This is a genomic window from Bradyrhizobium sp. PUT101 (assembly GCF_052043945.1).
Lineage (GTDB): Bacteria > Pseudomonadota > Alphaproteobacteria > Rhizobiales > Xanthobacteraceae > Bradyrhizobium.
The window spans coordinates 6357880-6375405 of sequence record NZ_CP197207.1 but is presented as its reverse complement, the minus strand read 5'-3'; the positions used below and the strand labels follow the sequence as shown (position 1 = coordinate 6375405).

The 17526-nt window shown below is 64.6% G+C and carries 19 protein-coding genes; 7 read left to right on the top strand and 12 right to left on the bottom strand.

Translation table 11 applies throughout. The annotated features are described in order from the left end of the window. Nucleotides 1-3: 3 nt before the first annotated feature. Nucleotides 4-654 carry an aspartate/glutamate racemase family protein gene (locus ACSHT2_RS30525; protein ID WP_440638528.1) on the top strand — a complete coding sequence of 217 codons (651 nt, stop codon included), beginning with the start codon at nt 4-6 and terminating at the stop codon, nt 652-654. On the opposite strand, the gene ACSHT2_RS30520 is transcribed toward ACSHT2_RS30525, so the two are convergent. Continuing rightward, nucleotides 651-1298, bottom strand: a complete 648-nt coding sequence (locus ACSHT2_RS30520) for a TetR/AcrR family transcriptional regulator (protein ID WP_440638526.1) — start codon at nt 1296-1298, stop codon at nt 651-653. The two genes, ACSHT2_RS30525 and ACSHT2_RS30520, sit on opposite strands and share 4 nt — an antisense overlap. A 137-nt stretch (nt 1299-1435) precedes the next feature. Here ACSHT2_RS30520 and ACSHT2_RS30515 point away from each other — a divergent pair, with 137 nt between their 5' ends. The 5 genes from ACSHT2_RS30515 to ACSHT2_RS30495 are packed head-to-tail and all read left to right on the top strand — an operon-like array spanning nt 1436 to nt 6191. Continuing rightward, on the top strand, nt 1436-1645 hold the full coding sequence (locus ACSHT2_RS30515; protein ID WP_440638524.1) for a ferredoxin: 210 nt from the start codon (nt 1436-1438) through the stop codon (nt 1643-1645). Between the two features lie 56 nt (nt 1646-1701). After that, on the top strand, nt 1702-2922 hold the full coding sequence (locus ACSHT2_RS30510; RefSeq protein WP_440638522.1) for a cytochrome P450: 1221 nt from the start codon (nt 1702-1704) through the stop codon (nt 2920-2922). A 34-nt stretch (nt 2923-2956) separates the two neighbouring features. After that, on the top strand, nt 2957-4279 hold the full coding sequence (locus ACSHT2_RS30505; RefSeq protein WP_440638520.1) for an MFS transporter: 1323 nt from the start codon (nt 2957-2959) through the stop codon (nt 4277-4279). Nucleotides 4280-4282: 3 nt separating this feature from the next. After that, nucleotides 4283-4942, top strand: a complete 660-nt coding sequence (locus tag ACSHT2_RS30500) for a sulfite oxidase-like oxidoreductase (protein ID WP_440638518.1) — start codon at nt 4283-4285, stop codon at nt 4940-4942. A gap of 25 nt (nt 4943-4967) precedes the next feature. Continuing rightward, nucleotides 4968-6191, top strand: coding sequence for a bifunctional alpha/beta hydrolase/OsmC family protein (locus tag ACSHT2_RS30495; protein WP_440638516.1), 1224 nt, complete (start codon nt 4968-4970; stop codon nt 6189-6191). Nucleotides 6192-6302: 111 nt separating this feature from the next. Here the strand turns inward: ACSHT2_RS30495 and pdxR are convergent, their stop codons facing one another. Beyond that, nucleotides 6303-7751, bottom strand: a complete 1449-nt coding sequence (pdxR, locus tag ACSHT2_RS30490; protein ID WP_440638514.1) for a MocR-like pyridoxine biosynthesis transcription factor PdxR — start codon at nt 7749-7751, stop codon at nt 6303-6305. Between the two features lie 81 nt (nt 7752-7832). On the opposite strand from pdxR, the gene ACSHT2_RS30485 reads away from it, so the two are divergent. Beyond that, complete coding sequence (locus tag ACSHT2_RS30485; RefSeq protein WP_440638512.1) at nt 7833-8747, top strand: DMT family transporter; 915 nt, start codon at nt 7833-7835, stop codon at nt 8745-8747. Here ACSHT2_RS30485 and ACSHT2_RS30480 read toward each other — a convergent pair. From ACSHT2_RS30480 to paaX, 10 genes are all read right to left on the bottom strand, one after another. Next, nucleotides 8726-9781, bottom strand: coding sequence for a YeeE/YedE family protein (locus ACSHT2_RS30480; protein ID WP_440638510.1), 1056 nt, complete (start codon nt 9779-9781; stop codon nt 8726-8728). The genes ACSHT2_RS30485 and ACSHT2_RS30480 overlap by 22 nt on opposite strands. A gap of 47 nt (nt 9782-9828) precedes the next feature. Beyond that, nucleotides 9829-10833 (bottom strand): quinone oxidoreductase family protein, encoded by a 1005-nt coding sequence (locus tag ACSHT2_RS30475; RefSeq protein WP_440638509.1) that lies wholly within the window; start codon nt 10831-10833, stop codon nt 9829-9831. A 51-nt stretch (nt 10834-10884) separates the two neighbouring features. Continuing rightward, nucleotides 10885-12216, bottom strand: coding sequence for a phenylacetate--CoA ligase PaaK (paaK, locus tag ACSHT2_RS30470; RefSeq protein ID WP_440638507.1), 1332 nt, complete (start codon nt 12214-12216; stop codon nt 10885-10887). A gap of 43 nt (nt 12217-12259) precedes the next feature. Then, the gene (paaI, locus tag ACSHT2_RS30465; protein WP_440638505.1) at nt 12260-12709 is read right to left on the bottom strand and encodes a hydroxyphenylacetyl-CoA thioesterase PaaI; all 450 of its coding nucleotides are present in this window, start codon (nt 12707-12709) and stop codon (nt 12260-12262) included. Nucleotides 12710-12810: 101 nt separating this feature from the next. Next, entirely contained in the window at nt 12811-13893 is a 1083-nt protein-coding gene (gene paaE / locus ACSHT2_RS30460) for a 1,2-phenylacetyl-CoA epoxidase subunit PaaE (protein ID WP_440638503.1), read from the bottom strand. 2 nt (nt 13894-13895) lie between these two features. Next, on the bottom strand, nt 13896-14399 hold the full coding sequence (gene paaD / locus ACSHT2_RS30455) for a 1,2-phenylacetyl-CoA epoxidase subunit PaaD (protein WP_440638502.1): 504 nt from the start codon (nt 14397-14399) through the stop codon (nt 13896-13898). Next, a complete protein-coding gene (gene paaC / locus ACSHT2_RS30450) occupies nt 14393-15169 on the bottom strand; it encodes a 1,2-phenylacetyl-CoA epoxidase subunit PaaC (RefSeq protein WP_440638500.1) in 777 nt (258 codons plus the stop codon). Before paaC ends, paaD begins: the two co-directional genes overlap by 7 nt. Then, nucleotides 15169-15456, bottom strand: a complete 288-nt coding sequence (gene paaB, locus ACSHT2_RS30445) for a 1,2-phenylacetyl-CoA epoxidase subunit PaaB (RefSeq protein ID WP_028135228.1) — start codon at nt 15454-15456, stop codon at nt 15169-15171. The genes paaC and paaB overlap by 1 nt, the downstream gene beginning before the upstream one ends. A gap of 10 nt (nt 15457-15466) precedes the next feature. Further along, complete coding sequence (paaA, locus tag ACSHT2_RS30440; protein WP_319334060.1) at nt 15467-16459, bottom strand: 1,2-phenylacetyl-CoA epoxidase subunit PaaA; 993 nt, start codon at nt 16457-16459, stop codon at nt 15467-15469. Nucleotides 16460-16535: 76 nt separating this feature from the next. Further along, nucleotides 16536-17402 (bottom strand): phenylacetic acid degradation operon negative regulatory protein PaaX, encoded by an 867-nt coding sequence (gene paaX / locus ACSHT2_RS30435; protein ID WP_440638497.1) that lies wholly within the window; start codon nt 17400-17402, stop codon nt 16536-16538. Nucleotides 17403-17526 lie beyond the last annotated feature (124 nt).

The window sequence follows — 17526 nt, the reverse complement described above, 5'->3', positions numbered from 1 at the left end:
CTGATGACGAAACCGCCTCGCGTCGCCCTCATCCATGCGCTCAAGCACTCCATCGCGCCGATCGAAGCGGCATTCGCGAAGGCGTGGCCCGAGGCACGGCTGATGAACCTGCTCGACGACAGCCTGTCTGCGGATCTGGCGCGCGACGGCGCGCTCACCGATGCCATGACCGAGCGCTTCCTCGCGCTCGGCGATTACGCAGCGGCGACGGGAGCGGATGGCATCTTGTTCACTTGTTCCGCGTTCGGCCCCTGCATCGAGGCGGTCGCGCGCGCACATGCGTCGATGCCGGTGCTGAAGCCGAACGAAGCCATGATCGAACGCGCCGTGACCATGGGTCAGCGCATCGGCCTGCTCTCGACCTTTCCGCCGACGCTGGTGTCGATGCCGCCCGAGTTCCCTGCCTCCGTCCAGATCGTGCCGAAACTGGCCGAGGGCGCGCTGGCCGCGCTCGACCGGGGCGACCGTGCCGCACATGATTGTCTGATCGCGGAAGCCTCGCGCGATCTACGCCATTGCGACGTCATCGCGCTCGCGCAATTCAGCATCGCCGCGACTGCGCCGCTGGTTGCGGAGGCCACTGGCCGCCCGGTCGTGACGACGCCGGACAGTGCCGTCGACAAGCTGATGAGGCTGCTGAGGGCGAAGGCTTAGGCGCCGGCCTTTGTCCGGCGCTGCGCATCCTTGATCGCCACCGCGAGCGCAGCTTTCGTCTCGTTCACAAAATCCTCGACCAGATCCTCGCGCGTGGCATGCGCCGCCTCGCCGGTGAACAGGCCCTGCTCGGCCAGCATCACGACGCCGTGCAGCGCCGCCCAGATCTTGAGCGCCTGCCGTTCGCGCAAGTAGCCGACAGCGGGAGCTTCCAAAGCTTCGATCACGAGCGCGAAGGTCTCCCGCGTCGCCTCGTGCAGCTCGCTGCCCTTGGCCGCGCAGGACACGGTGCGCGAAGCGAACATCAAGCGGTAGATCCCATTGCGGCGCAGACCGAAATCGAGCGTCGCCAGCGCGAGGCGCGAGAGTTTCGACTGCTTCGACGGCTTTGCCATCGCCTCGCGCAGAAGCGCCGAGAGTTGCCGGAATGCCTCCGCCGTGACTGCCGCGAGCAACGCCTCGCGGTCGGCAAAATGCCGGTATGGCGCCGGCTGCGAGACGCCGAGCTGCTTGGCAAGCGCCTTGATGCTGATCGCCTCGGCGCCGCCCTGCTCCGCCTCGTGCAGCGCGGCCCTGATCAAGGCATCGCGGAGATCGCCATGGTGGTAGGTCTTCTCGGGCTTGCGGGCGAGTTGTGAACGCATGTTGAGGCGGAGCCTATAAGTTTGCGCTTGACAGGGGAAGCCCGCCGCGAATGTAATAGCATATAACTTAAATAGAACTCAGATGAGGAAACGCGCCGCCCTTCGGGCCCTGCGCGCACACGTCCAAGGAAGCCGCAATGTCAGAGCGACTGAAGGTTCACGTCGATCCGGAGAAGTGTCAGGGCCATGCCCGCTGCAAGGCACTCGCGCCGGAGCTTTTCGAGCTCGACGAATATGGCAACGCGCACGAAGCCGGCGACGGCACCGTCCCGCCGGGGCTCGAGGACAAGGCCTGGCTTGCGAAATCCAACTGCCCGGAAATCGCAATCGACGTGATCGAGGAGTAGCGCGGCCGCGGCCGCCCCGCGTGCTTTCAGCGAACACGAGCCAAGGGATTCCTGCCATGTCCGACGTCAACCAGCCCGCCGCCCATCCGCCCGTGACCGACTGGGTCCATGATTTCGACCACACCGATCCGCAATGGACGGAGGACCCCTTCCCGATCTGGGACGAGCTGCGCGCCGCGAGTCCCGTGGTGCACACGGAACGCTTCCTCGGCTGCTACCTGCCGACGACCTATGAAGCCGTACGCGAGATCGCCAACGACACCGAGCACTTCTCCTCACGCCGCATCATCGTCCGCGATGTGCGTCCCGAGGTCGCCAGGAACGCGGCCCCGCCGATCACCTCGGATCCGCCCGAGCACAAGCCGGCCAAGCAATTGCTGCTGCCGCCTTTCACGCCGGACGCGATGAAGAAGCTCGAGCCGCGGGTCCGCGCCATCTGCAACGAGCTGATCGACGACTTCATCGCCGACGGCAAGGTCGACGCTGCCGCACGCTACAGCAAATACATCCCGGTTCGGGCGATCGCGCACATGCTCGGCATCCCCGAGAGCGACAGTGACTTTTTCATCAATTGGATTCACATGATCCTTGAGCTCGGCATCAAGGACGAGAGCAAGCTGCTCCAGGCCGTGCAGGAGATGACGGCCTATTTCGGCGGCCACATCGAAGCGCGCAAGAACAAGCCCACCGACGACCTGATCTCCTATCTGATGAACGCCCGGGACAAGGAAGGCAATCCGCTCGAAGACTCCCATGTGCTGGGCTCGCTGCGCCTGCTGCTGATCGCCGGCATCGACACCACATGGAGCGCGATCGGCTCCTCGCTCTGGCATCTCGCCAGGACGCCGGCCGACCGCGCGCGGCTGATCGCCGAGCCCGGGCTGATCCCGACCGCGGTCGAGGAGCTGCTGCGCGCCTATTCGCCGGTGACGATGGCGCGTGAGGTGGTCAAGGAAACCACGGTCTCGGGTTGTCCGGTGAAGCCCGGCAACATGGTGCTGCTGTCGTTCCCGGCCGCCAACCGTGACCCCAAGATGTTTCCGGATGCTGACAAAGTCGTGATTGACCGACGCGAGAACCGCCACGCCGCGTTCGGTCTCGGCATCCATCGCTGCGTCGGTTCCAACCTTGCGCGAATGGAGATGCAGGTTGCGCTGGAGGAATGGCTGAAGCGGATTCCGGATTTCCGCCTCGATCCGGCGGGCACAGTGACCTGGTCGCAGGGCACGGTGAGAGGCCCCCGGCAGTTGCCATTTTTGCTCGGAAAGGCGATGTAGGCCTTCCCCAGACGAAGGAAGCGGAAGGCCGGACGTGACAGAGCAAGCAATCAAACCGGCCTCCGAGCATTTTGACGTTGCCGACGCCGAGCGGCGGATCAAGGCGATCTTCATCGGCTCCATCGGCAATCTCGTCGAGTGGTACGATTTCTACGCCTATACGGCATTCGCGCTCTACTTCGCCCCCGCGTTCTTCCCTGGTCACGATCCCGTCGTCCAGCAATTGAACGTCGCCGTCGTATTCGCGGCGACCTTCCTGATGCGGCCCCTGGGCGGCTGGTTCTTTGGCTATCTCGCTGATCATTTCGGCCGCCGCATTTCGCTTACCCTGTCCGTCGTCTTCATGTGCTTCGGCTCGCTGATCATCGCGCTGACGCCGACCTATGCCACGATTGGCTTCGCCGCACCGGTGATCCTGGCGCTCGCTCGCGTCATCGAGGGCCTCAGCCTCGGCGGCGAATATGGCGCCAGCGCCACCTACCTCAGCGAAGTCGCCGACCCCAAGCACCGAGGCTTCTATTCCAGCTTCCAGTACGTGACGCTGATCGGTGGCCAGCTCACTGCGATCATTGTGCTGCTGCTCCTGCAAAAGGTCTTCCTCACCCCGGAGCAGTTGAAGGACTGGGGTTGGCGTATCCCCTTCGCGATAGGCGCAGCGCTCGCGATCTTTGCCGCGGTCATGCGGCGCGGCCTGCACGAGACCGAGGCGTTCGAGGAGGCCAGGAAGGTGGTGAAGCCGACCGGTTCGCTCGCCAACCTCTTGCGATATCCGCGCGAGCTCTTGCTGGTCGTCGGCCTCACCGCCGGCGGCACTGCGGCGTTCTACACCTTCACCACCTACATGCAGACCTTCGTCAAGCTTTCGGTCGGGCTGACCGAGGACCAGACCACTTTCGTGATCTTCGGCACGCTGATCTTCGCGACCATCCTCCAGCCGATCTACGGCGCGATCTCCGACAAGATCGGCCGCAAGCCGCTGCTGATCTTCTTCGGTGTCGCCGGCACCCTCGCGACCGTACCGCTCTTGATGACCCTGAAGGAGACCAAGTCGCCTTTCATGGCGTTCATCCTGATCTGTGCCGCCTGGCTGTTCGTGGCCGGCTACACTTCCATCAATGCGGTGGTCAAGGCCGAGTTGTTCCCGACCAATGTCCGCGCGCTCGGCGTCGGCCTGCCCTATGCCATCACAGTCTCGATTTTCGGCGGAACGGCGCCGGCGATCGCGCTCTATTTCAAGAGCATCGGGCACGAGGAATGGTTCTATTTCTATCTCAGTGGCATCATCTGCCTGTCGCTGATCATCTATGCTACCATGCGCGACACCAAGAACGCCTCCGCAATGCATCGCCACGAGTAGGCCATGACCGACGAGACGCCGTCCGACAGCAAGCTGACGCGCACCAAGGAGAAGTGGGCGCGCGAGGGCCGCTTTCTCACAGGGAAGATCGCGCGGCCGGAGGATCAAAGGCTGCCACCCGGCCAGCACCTCACCAAAGACTGGCCGGTGCTCGATCTCGGCGTCGTGCCGCCGGTCTCGCGCGAGCGCTGGCGGCTCGACGTCTACGGCGCGATCGAAACTCCCGTGTTCTGGACCTTCGACGAGTTCATCGCACAGAAGCAGGCGCAGTTCACCTCCGACATCCACTGCGTGACGACCTGGTCGCGCTATGACAACGAGTGGGAAGGGCTTGCGACGTGTGAGCTGCTCGCGGCCTGCCAGCCGCGCGAGGATGCGCGCTTTGTCGTGCTGCATTCCTATGACGGCTACACCACCAATCTCGCGCTGGAAGACTTTGCCGCCGAGGACGCGCTGCTCGCCCATAGCTGGTCGGGCAAGCCCCTGAGCGAGGAGCATGGCGGTCCGGTGCGGCTGGTCGTGCCGCACCTCTATTTCTGGAAGAGCGCCAAATGGCTCCAGGCCATCGAATTCCTGACCGAGGACGCGCCGGGCTTCTGGGAAGTCCGCGGTTATCATAACCGCGGCGATCCCTGGGCCGAACAGCGCTATTCGGGCGATTAGGTTCAAGCAAGGACGGGGGAAGCCCATGCCGACGGAACGCTTTCAATTCACTGGAGAAGGCGGCCATCAGCTCTCGGCCGCGCTGGAGCTGCCTGACGGCGAGCCCGCGGCTTTCGCGCTGTTCGCTCATTGCTTCACCTGCGGCAAGGACACGCTGGCGGCCAAGCGCATTGCGGTCGCGCTCGCCGCCAAAGGCATTGCGGTGCTGCGATTCGACTTCACCGGACTCGGCTCCAGCGAGGGCGATTTCGCCAATACGACGTTCTCCTCCAACGTCGCCGATCTCGTGCGCGCGGCCGATCATCTGCGCAGCGTCCGCAAGGCGCCGTCCGTCCTGATCGGCCACAGCCTCGGCGGTGCCGCGATCCTCGCGGCGGCAGGACAGATCCCCGAAGCCAAGGCGGTTGTGGCCATCGCGGCGCCTTCCGATCCCGCCCACGTCACCGGTCTGTTCAAGGAGCATATCGACAATATCCGCATCCAGGGCGAGGTCGAAGTCTCGCTCGCGGGACGTCCGTTTCGGATCAGGCGTGAATTCCTCGATGACATCGCCGAGCGCGAGCTGATGAAGGACGTCACCGGCCTGCACAAGGCGCTGCTGGTGATGCATTCGCCTGTCGATGACACCGTCGGCATCGACAACGCGACAAAGATCTTCGTTGCGGCGAAGCATCCCAAGAGCTTCGTCTCGCTCGATCATGCCGATCATCTGCTGACGAAGCCCACTGACGCGCTTTACGCGGCCGACGTGATCGCGGCCTGGGCGAGCCGTTACATCGACACCGCAAAGCCCGCGAAGGTGGTAGATCTCCCTAAGGCGCCGCGCGAGGTCGTGGTGCAGGAGACCCGCAAGAGCAAATTCAACCAGATCATCACAGTCGGGCCGCATCGTCTCGTCGCGGATGAGCCGGTGGCGGCCGGCGGCGAGGATACGGGTCCCGGTCCCTATGATTTCCTGCTCGCCGGCCTCGGCGCCTGCACCTCTATGACCATGCGCCTCTATGCCGATCGCAAGTCAATGCCGCTCGACCGCGTCACGGTCACGCTGAAGCACTCCAAGATCTACGCCAAGGACTGCGCGGAGTGTGAAACCCGCGAGGGCATGCTCGACCAGATCGAGCGTGACATCACGATGGACGGCGCCCTCGATGCCGAGCAACGCAAGAAGCTGATGGAGATCGCCGACAAGTGCCCGGTGCACCGGACGCTGACGTCGGAGATCCGCATCGTGACGAAGGCGATTGATTGACGCGGCCGTCTAAAGCGCGATGCGATGAGGATGAATCGTCATCGCGCTTTTAGGTCGTTGTTTAAGCATGATCTTTTCGGAAAACCGCTGCGCACTTTTCCGGATCATGCTTTAGAAGCACGATGCCATCGTCCGCACGGCCGCGCTGATCTCGCTCTCGTGCCAGGCCGCAAAGCCGAGCAGCAGGCCGTGATCGCGGGGCCGGCCAAGCGCCAGGCTGGACAAGGCGCGCATCTCGACCCCCGCCGCAACCAGCCGCTTCACCGCCGCCTGATCAGTGCGACCGCGCTTGAAGCGGGCGACAAGTTGGATGCCTCCAGGGGGCACTTCGATCGAGAGCATCCCGCCCAGCTGTCGCTCCAGTTCCTCGACGAGGTGATCGCGGCGCGCGTGATAGAGCCGGCGCATCCGGCGCAGATGCGCGAGAAAATAGCCGTCAGCAATGAACTCGGCGAGTGCCTCCTGGATGTGACTTGAAGCGATCAGCCCGATATGCCTCTGCGCGATCTCCAGGGTGCTGGCCAGTGCCGGCGGCGCGACGAGATAGCCGAGCCGGATATCCGACGTCATCGCCTTCGAGAAAGTGCCGACATAGAATACGCGGCCATGGGCATCGAGTCCCTGCAAGGCCGGCACCGGCCTGCTGTCATAGTGGAATTCGCCGTCGTAGTCGTCCTCTACGATCCAGGTCTTGCCGGGCCTGCTCAGGCTGAGAAACTCGGCGCGGCGGGCCAGCGACATCAGCCGCCCGGTCGGATGCTGATGCGAGGGCGTCATGAAGATCAGCTTTGGTGCCGCAAGCCCCGGCATCCGTTGCATACCCTGCTCGTCCAGTCTGATACCGGTCACGCGTGCACCGGACGCCCGGAAGGCAGCCGCAGCACCGGGATAACCGGGATCCTCGACCCAGACGTCATCGCCGGGCGTGACGACGGTCGCGGCAATCAAGGTCAACGCAGCCTGCGCGCTCGGCAGGATCATGATCTGGTCTGCGGTGGCCCGGACACCCCGGCTGGTCGCCAGATAATCCGCGAGCACCTCGCGCAGGCGCGTCCGGTTAATCGGGCCGAGTTCGCGCCTGGCTGCACGCACGGCATTGCGGCGCAAGCAACGCGCCCAGACCTCGTCCGGAAACTCTCTGAAATCGCCGTGCCCCGGACGCAACGGCCTTAGTGATGCCTGATAGGACATCGGCCAGTCGGTCTGCTTGAGATTCGAGGCCCAGGGCGACAGTCGCGGCTTACCGGAGCGTTCGCGCGCCGCAGCAGCACCCGCTCCTATCCTACGTCCGCCTCCGTCGACCGTGACCACCGGACGGCGGCCGCGCGACGCCTCAATATATCCCTCGGCGGCAAGCTGCTCGTACGCATAAGTGACGGTGTTGCGGGAGACGCCGAGATCGCCCGCGAGCCGACGGCTCGACGGCAGCGCCCGGCCCTTGCCGAGACGGCCGCTCGCGATCAGGTCTCTAAGCTGGCTCGTCAACTGCGTCACCAGCCCCGCGTCGTCCGTCCGTTTCAATTCGACCAGAGCGGAGATCACGTCTTCCAGAACTGGCATCTTGCTATTCTCCGATCTGGTACTTTTTCAGGTACCAGCGCAATGCTATCCGGCGAACTGAACTGCTTCAAGGACTCCGAGATGAACTCACTCTCATCCCGCGCGGCCGTCGGCCTCTTCCTCATCGTCGTGCTGGCCTGGGGTGTGAACTGGTCGGTGACGAAGCAACTCGTGCAATTCGTTTCACCGCTATGGACCGCCGCGATCCGAAGTTGGATCGCGCTGGTCGGCCTCATCACGATCCTCGGATTGAGCAAGAATCTGGTGATCCCGGAACGACGCGATATTCCCGTGATCCTCAGCGTCGCGCTGCTGCACATGACGCTGTTCTCAACCCTCGTCGCCGCGGGCCTGCGCTTCCTGCCCGCGAGCAAGGGCGTCGTGCTCGGCTACACCACGCCGCTCTGGGTCGCACTCGCCGCGCCCATGCTCGGAAAGGAAGCGCTGACCGCGCCCAAGCTTGCCGGCGCTCTGCTCGGACTGATCGGGCTTGCCGTCATCCTGAATCCGTCCTCGATTGACTGGACCAATGCAGGAGTCCTGCTCGGCGCCGGGATGGTCATCCTCGCCGCGATCTCCTGGGCCGCGAACATCATCTATATCCGCGCGCATCGCTGGATCGCGTCTCCGCTCCAGCTCCTGCTCTGGCAGGTGCTCGTGGCCACGGCCGTGCTATCGACACTGGCGATGATCATCGACGGGCTGCCGCACGTCGAGTGGTCATGGAGGCTTGTGTCGCTCTTCCTGTATTCGGGCCTGATCGGGACGGCGCTGGCCTATTGGGCGATGTCAATGGTCAACAAGAGCATCTCGGCGCTGACGACGTCGCTCGGGACGACTGCGACGCCGCTTGTCGGCATCGCCAGTGCCGCGATCCTGCTGAGTGAGCCGATCGACACGAGCCTTGCCATCGCGGCCGGACTGATCGTCACGGGCATCGGCCTTGCGACGCTAGGCGATCGACTGCTGCGTGGTCAGGCCACTGCGAGGGGTTGAACCCGCAGCGCACCGCGCAGGCCCGCCGTCGTGCCGAGCAGGATGCCGGCGAGCGCCACGAACGACCCCAGCGCGAGCGTCGACACGCCGGTGAGCCCCTGCCCGATCGAGCAGCCGAACGCCATCACGCCGCCGATGCCCATCAGCGCCGCGCCGCCGCCTGAGCGCAGCATGTGGCGCGGTGAGGAATAGCCCTCAAGCTTGAAGCGGCCCGTAGCAAGCGCCGTCGCCAAGCTACCGGCGAAGACACCGGCCACCGTCGCGATGCCAAAATTGAGCGTCAGCCCGGTGGAAAGCATGGCGTACTGCAGCGCATCCGCAATCGGCGCGATGAAGGTGAGCGAGGTCACCGGGACGGGGTTGAAGTCGTCAGCGCCGAGATAGCCGGTGACGTACCAACCGCCGGCGACGAGCAGGCCCACAATGACACCTGCCGCGATCTGCCCCGGCGAACGACGAAACGCCGAGTGCGCGAAAGCGAACAGGATCAGCGCGACAACGGTCGCGGCGGCGGCAAGCGCGCGCGAAAGCGATTCCGTGAGACCGAGCATCACCAGCACGGACGGCAGCGAATTTGCGCTGACGGTCGTTTGCGAGGCCTGCACCAGCGCGATACGCGCCGGCGCGATCAGGCCCTTCAGCGTCATCTGCGCGGCAATGGCGAGTACGATCACGACGACGAAAGAACGGAGATTGCCGCGGCCGAGCAGTACCAGCGCCCGCGAGCCGCAGCCGTTCGACAGCACCATGCCGTAGCCGAACAGCAGGCCGCCGAGGAAAAGCACAGGCACTGAGAATGACTGCTGCAGATAGATCGACTTGCCGAGATCGACCATGCCGTTACCGGCAAGAAACTGGCTCGCAGCGATCGCAACGGCGATCGCCAGCGCATAGCTCCGCGCCAGCCGCCCGTCACCCTCCGCCAGAAAGCCTCGCATGCTGCTCATCAGGCAGAAACCGCTGAGCAAGCCGACAGCGCCGTAAACGAGCCCGATGACGAGGCCGGCAAGTATGACGAGCTGCGCAGATTCCATCGATTGTTCTCGGGCCTCTCGACGTTCTCCGTCATTGCGACGGTGCGTTATGGCTTCAGGATGACCCGGTCGCGCGAGGAGCCCGCGACGGCGACAAAGGCCTCCTTGGCGCGCTCGAGCGGATAGATGGCATTTGGCTGGATGGGGAACGGTTTCAGATGTCCGCTTGCAAAGCCCGGGCCGAGGTCGCGCAGCACCGCGCCTGTGGCGGCCGACGACAGTCCCAGCGTGTCGATGCCGACATAGGTGTGCTGGCCGCGATAGAATTCGAGGATGTTGAACTGCACGATGCGGTCGATCGCGGCGATCAGGATCTGGCGGCCACGCAACGCAAGCGATTTGTGCGCAGCCTGGAAGTAGGGATCGCCGACCGTGTTGAAGACGATGTCGGCGCCCTTGCCGCCGGTCAATTCGCGCACGCGCGCGGCAGCGTCAAGGGCGGAGGCGTCGATCACCTCGACCGGCGCGTTGCTGTGCCCTTCATAGGCTTCCGCCCTGCGCACCACGCCGATGACGCGCGCGCCCTGCCAGGTCGCGATCTGCACTGCCGCCTGGCCGACCTTGCCATTGACGCCCATCACCAGCACGGTCTCGCCGCTCTTCGGCACGCCTACGCGGCGAAAGCCCTCCATCGCGGTGACGAAGGGCACGCCGATGCCGGCGGCCTCCTCCCAGGACACGGACCTGGGCTTCTCCACGACAGCATCGGCTTCGACGACGAGATGGCTAGCATGGGTGCCGTCGCGGCGGATGCCGAGATCGCCGGACGAGCCGAACACGTCGCGGCCGACAGTTCCGGACGGCCCATCGATCACCACGCCGGCGTAGTCGCGGCCGGGGGTCCTGGGAAACACGGCATAGGGCATCAGCCCGGTCGCAGCCTTGACGTCGGATGGATTGACGGCTGCGGCTCTCACCTCGATCAAAACATCGTTCAGACCGCGCGTGAGCGTCCGGCGCTCGACGACCGGCGCAAGCGCCGAGGCGTTTTCAGCTTTGGCGTCAAGGCGCACGCAGCGCGCCTCGACGGCTTTGGTACCGGCTGGTGACATCGAAAGACCCGCGATTTCTCGCGGGCCTTGTCGCCTTTGGGACGGGTCAAGTCAATCCTTCGGGCGCTTGTCGTAGAGCCGCTTGGCCTTGCCGAGCGAACGTTCCAGCGTGGCGGGCGCAACCACCTGCACTCTGGAGCTGATCCCGATCGTGTTCTTGATGTGGGTCGAGATCCGGTCGGCATGGTCGAGCAGACCTCGGCCATCCCAGCTTTCGGGCCGCGCCTCCGCGATGATGGTCAGTTGGTCCATGCGGCCTTCCCGGGTGAGTTCCAGGATGAAGTGCCCGCCACACCAATCGGTCGCAAGCAACACCTCCTCGATCTGGGTCGGAAACAGGTTGACGCCGCGCAGGATGATCATGTCGTCCGAGCGGCCCGTCACCTTCTCCATCCGCCGCATGCCGGGCCGGGCCGTGCCCGGCAGCAGTCGCGTCAAATCACGGGTGCGATAGCGGATCACCGGAAAGGCCTCCTTGGTGAGCGAGGTGAAGACGAGCTCGCCCTTCTCCCCATCCGGCAGCACCGCGCCGGTCTCGGGGTCGATCACCTCGGGGTAGAAATGGTCCTCCCAGATGTGCAGGCCGTCCTTGGTCTCAATGCATTCCTGCGCGACGCCGGGGCCGATCACCTCGGAGAGACCGTAGATGTCGGTCGCGTCCATGTCGAAGGCGTCCTCGATCTCGCCGCGCATCGCATTGGTCCAGGGCTCGGCCCCGAAGATGCCGACCTTGAGCGAGCACTGGCGCGGGTCGAGCTTCTGGCGCTTGAACTCGTCGAGGATCGCGAGCATGTAGCTCGGCGTCACCGTGATGATGTCAGGGCGGAAGTCGTTGATGAGCTGCACCTGCCGCTCGGTCATGCCGCCGGAGATCGGCACCACCGTGCAGCCGAGTTTTTCGGCGCCGTAGTGCACTCCTAACCCGCCAGTGAAGAGCCCGTAGCCATAGGCGTTGTGGATGATCATCCCGGTGCGCCCGCCGGCGGCGCGGATCGAGCGCGCCATCACCTCCGACCAGGTATCGATGTCGCGCTGGGTATAGCCGACGACGATCGGCTTGCCCGTCGTGCCCGACGAGGCATGCACGCGCACCAGCTGTTCGCGCGGCACGGCAAACATGTTGAAAGGATAATTGTCGCGCAGGTCCGTCTTCGCGGTGAACGGAAATCTTGCAAGATCCGACAGCTCGCGGAAGTCGGACGGATGCACGCCGGCCTTGTCGAAGACCTTGCGATAGTGCGCCACGTTGTCGTAGGCGTGCTTCAGCGACCAGGCCAGCCGCTGCTTCTGCAGCGCCATGATCTCGTCGCGCGAGGCGCGCTCATGTGCGTCCATCTCGGCGCTATAGGTACTGGCACCTTCCTTGAGCCTCGTCAGAGCCATCCTCGTTTCCCCACATTGGTTTGTTCTTTTGCTTATTGGTCTCTTATTCTTCTTGCGGAGGCAGCCACGTGCCGGGAATGACACGCGAATGCCCGCGGAATTCCGCAATGACGGCGTCACCTACGGTGACACGCACATCGTAGATGCCGGAGCGGCCACCACGGGTGACCTCCCGCGCGTTGGCGACGAGGCGGTCGCCGAGCTTGCCCGGCTTGATGAAGGTGATCTGCCCCTGCGCCGCCACCACGCGCTCATTGCGCGAGTTGCAGGCAAACGCGAAGGCGGAATCGGCGAGCGTGAAGATGAAACCGCCATGGGCGATGCGCTGGCCGTTGACCATATCCGGCCGCACCGTCATGGCGAGCGTCGCGAAGCCCGGGCCGATCTCGACGATCTCCATGCCGAGACCCTTGGAGGCATCGTCCTCCACCCACATCGCGTCAGCGCAGGCGCGGGCAATATCCTCAGGCGACAGGGCGGCTTTGACGTTCACGCGCTTCTCCGGGCCAGATGCTTGCACATGATGTTCTGCTGGTTGGCTCAAGCTGTCAAATAATGCGACGCATTTGCATCCACGGGGTCTGATCCACCCGATCAGACATGGTCATAGTCGACAACGACCCGGTCGGACGATGGCTTCGCCTGGCAAGTCAGGACGAAGCCGGCCTTCAACTCCCACGGTTCCAGCGAATAGTTGATGTCCATCGGCGCTTCGCCCTCGACCAGCTTTGCGCGGCAGGTCGAGCACATCCCGCCCTTGCAGGCGAAGGGCAGATCGACCCCGGCGCGCAATGCGGCATCGAGGATCGCTTCGTCCTCTGCAACCGGCACGTCGCGACGCTTGCCGTCGATGATCAGCGATGCGATCGCCTTCGGCGGCGCGCCTGGCGCCACAGCCTTCTTCGGGCGCGGCTTGCCGCCGAATTCGGAGACGAAGCGCTCGACGTGGATGCGTTCGTCCGCGATGCCGAGATCGCGGCAGGTCACCTCGATCTCCTCGCTCATGCCGAGGGGGCCGCAGATGAAGACGTGATCGACGCTCCCCGCCGGCACCAGCGAGCGCAGCAGCACCCTCACCTTGTCGCCGTCGAGCCGGCCATGCAGGATCGGGATGTCCTGCTCCTCGCCGGAAATGACGTGGAAGAGCGAGAGGCGATCGATGAAGCGATCCTTCAGCTCCTCGAGCGCTTCGAGGAACATGATGTTGTCGGTGGTGCGGTTGCCGTAGAACAGGAAGAAGCGGCTGTCCGGCTCGCGGGCAAGCACACCCTTCACGATCGACAGGATCGGAGTGATGCCGGAGCCGGCGGCGAAGCCGACATGGATGCGCGGGCTATCTGCCGCGGGGACCACGCCGAAGCGGCCGGTCGGCGTCATCACGTCGAGCTCATCGCCGCTTTTCAGCTCGTCCGCCGCCCAGCTCGAGAACGCGCCGCCGTCAACCTTCTTCACGGCGATGCGGATCTCGCCGTCGTCGGGGCCGGAGCAGATCGAATAGGAACGGCGTACCTCTTCGCCATCCAGCATGGTGCGGAGCGTGAGATACTGGCCGGGCGCAAAGGCGTAATCGCCGGCGAGTTCGCCGGGGATGGCGAAGGTCATCGAGACGGCGTCGGACGCCTCGCGGCGGAGGTCGTTGACAGCCAGGCGATGGAAGCGCGGTGCGGCTGCGGACATGGTCAATGACACTTGAAATAATCGAAGGGTTCACGGCAGGCCTTGCAGCGCCACAGCGCCTTGCAGGAGGTCGAGCCGAATTCGGACAAAAGCTCGGTCTTGTCGGAGCCGCATTGCGGGCACGCGATGGCCTGCTCGCCGAACAACGTGCGGCGCGAGCTCGAGGCCTGCGGCGGCGCAATGCCGTAGGCGCGCAGCTTGCGGCGGCCCTCCTCGCTCATCCAGTCCGTCGTCCAGGCCGGCGACAGCACGGTGCGCACCTTGGGATGATGAAAGCCGGCGCGCTCCAGCGCGATCTCGATTTCGAGCGCGATCATGTTCATGGCGGGACAGCCCGAATAGGTCGGCGTGATCGCGACCTCGACATGATCACCGTCGAGCGCAACCTCGCGCAGCACCCCGAGATCGGCGATGGTCAGCACCGGGATTTCGGGATCGACCACGCTTGCCGCAGCGTCCCAGGCCCGCCGGCGCAGATCGCTATCGCGCTCTACTGCAGTCACCATGTCAGCCCCGGGAAGGTGCGCTGCATCGACTGCAGCTCCGACAGGAGGTGGCCGAGATGCTCGCTGTGCCGGCCGGACCGACCACCCTGCTGCATCCAGTCATTCCGGGGCAGCTCAAGTGTCGCTTCGCCGACGACGTCGGACAGCGTCGTCAACCAACGACCGCGCAAGCTCGCCGGATCAATGGCGATGCCGGCCTGGATCAGGGCGCGCTCGCCGTCGTCGACCGAGAACATCTCGCCGGTGAAGGCCCAGAGATGATCGATCGCGGCCTGCGCCCGTCGATGGCTTTCATCCGTGCCGTCCCCGAGCCTGATGATCCATTCCGAGGCGTGGCGCAGGTGATATGCGCTCTCCTTCTCCGACTTCGCGGCAATGGCGGCAAGCGTCGTGTCGCGCGAGCTCATCATGGCACGCCAGTAAAGGTCGGCGAAGGCGGAATAGAAGAACTGCCTCACCAGCGTCTGGGCAAAGTCGCCGTTCGGCTGCTCAACCAGCAACAGATTGCGGTACTGCCTGACGTCGCGGAGATATGCGAACTTGTCCTCGTCGTTCTCCTTGCCTTCGACCTTCGCGGCGTAGGTGTAGAGCTCGCGTGCCTGACCAATGAGGTCGAGCGCAATGTTGGAGAGCGCCATGTCCTCTTCCAGCATCGGCGCGTGCCCGCACCATTCCGACAGCCGGTGGCCGAGGATCAGCGCATCGTCGGCGCGGCGCAGAGTATAGAGCACCAGCGGTGTTTCGGAGACCTGGATGTTGGCCACGGCCATCACATGTGCCCTACTTCTTCCGGCACCTCGTAGAAGGTCGGATGCCGGTAGATCTTCGACTCCGCCGGCTCGAACATCATGCCCTTCTCGGCGGGATCGCTCGCGGTGATCGCGCTCGATGGCACGACCCAGATCGACAGGCCCTCGCCGCGGCGGGTGTAGATGTCGCGGGCGGCTTGCAGCGCCATGGTCGCGTCGCTGGCGTGCAGCGATCCCACATGCTTGTGCGCGAGCCCGTTGCGGCTGCGAATGAAGACCTCCCACAGCGGGGTATTCGGCGTGGTCATATTGATCTCCCTATTCGGCAGCTTGCGCGGTCTGACGCCGCGCGCGCTTGGCGGCATAGGCGGCTGCCGCCTCGCGCACCCAGGCGCCCTCCTCGTGCGCCTTGCGGCGCGCGGCCATGCGGTCGCGGTTGCAGGGGCCATTGCCGGCGAGCACCTGCTTGAATTCGGTCCAGTCGATCTCGCTGTAGCGCCAGTGTCCGTCCGCATCCTGCGTCATGCCGGGATCGGGAATGGTGAGGCCGAGATATTGCGCTTGCGGTACGGTGGCATCGACAAATTTCTGGCGCAGCTCGTCATTGGAGAAGCGCTTGATCTTCCACCTCGTCGAGGTGTCGCTGTGCTGGCTCGCGACATCCGGCGGGCCGAACATCATCAGCACCGGCCACCACCAGCGGTTCAGCGCGTCCTGCGCCATCGCCTTCTGCTCGTCCGAGCCGCGGCACAGCGTCACCATGATTTCGTAGCCCTGGCGCTGATGGAACGACTCCTCTTTGCAAACGCGGATCATCGCGCGCGCATACGGGCCATAGGAGCAGCGGCACAGCGGAATCTGGTTCATGATCGCCGCGCCGTCGACCAGCCAGCCGATCGTGCCGATATCGGCCCAGGTCAGCGTCGGATAATTGAAGATCGAGGAATATTTTGCCTTGCCGGCGAGCATCGCGTCGACCAGCTCTTCGCGCGAGGAGCCGAGCGTCTCGGCTGCGGCGTAAAGATAGAGCCCGTGGCCGCACTCGTCCTGCACCTTGGCGAGCAGCGCGGCCTTGCGGCGCAACGTCGGCGCACGGGTGATCCAGTTGCCTTCGGGCAGCATGCCGACGATCTCGGAATGGGCGTGCTGGGAGATCTGGCGGGTGAGCGTCTTGCGGTAGGCCGCCGGCATCCAGTCGTTCGGCTCGATGCGTTCCTCGGCATCGATGCGGGCCTGGAACTGAGCAGCCTTGGCCGCGTCCTCGAGACCGCGATCGTCGGTCTCGGCCGTGTTCAGCGCCTGGGTATACATGCGCATCCTCCCGATTTATTGGGAGGCAATATATAACAGAAATTATCTCATGCAAGATATTTCTGTAACACAACAATCAAGCATCGAACCTCCGTTTCAGCAGCTTCAGGGCCGCCGGCAACGGCCCCTTCTGGTTGATTGCATGGCTGTCGAGCCATTGTTCCGATGGAGCGAGGAGCGCGCGATAGATCTCGCCGCAGAGCGCGCGGGCCGCCCTTCCCGGCCAATCCGCCGGCAGCAGGCTCTCGGGCAGCAGCGGGTCACGCAGCACGACACGGCGATAGTAGTGGATCAACAGAATCCGTGCGGTGAAGGCATCGGCATCGGACAATTCCGTACCGCGCGCGATCGCGGCACGGAGCGGCTCGAACGTCTTCATGAATTTCAGATAGGCATCCGCGGTGCGATCGAGCGGCCAGCTCGCGCTGAGCAGACGCCGCCCGCTGTCATCCTCCGCCGAGACTTCGAGACGGATGGCGCCAGCAGCCTCGTCCGGCACCGGCACGCCCGACGGCGCGACCCAGACGCCTGGCAGCGGACTGCCGAAGCCGGCATTGCGCAGCGCCTCACGCGAGGCGTCGCGGTCCTCGCCATTGCCGATCAGCAGCAGCTCGAAACGGCCGGTCCAGTCCGATGGCGGCGGATCGTAGATGTGGCGCGTGGCAGCTTCGAAGGTCTGCCGACCCTTGTCGGCCAGGCGATAAAAACTGTTGCGCCCGACCTTTTCGCGCGTCAGCCAGCCGTCGGCAGCAAGCCGCGACATCGCGGTGCGGACGACACCGCTGTCGATATCCAGGCTTTCGAAGAATTCCAGCAGCGTCCCCAGCCACACGGAGCCGCCGCGCGGCACGATGGCGTCGCCGAATACGGTGATGACGATGGAGCCGGTGCGCGACGGCTCGCGCTTGAGCTGGTCGATGATGCGGGAGAGCGGATGCGCCATGCGCGAGGCATAGCGCGTTTGATGCGAGCCCGACAATGGACGCGAGCACCAAATGCGAGAACCGGGCTCGTCCTTCGAGACGGCGCTTCGCGCCTCCTCAGGATGAGGTCTACCTCTTTTGCGC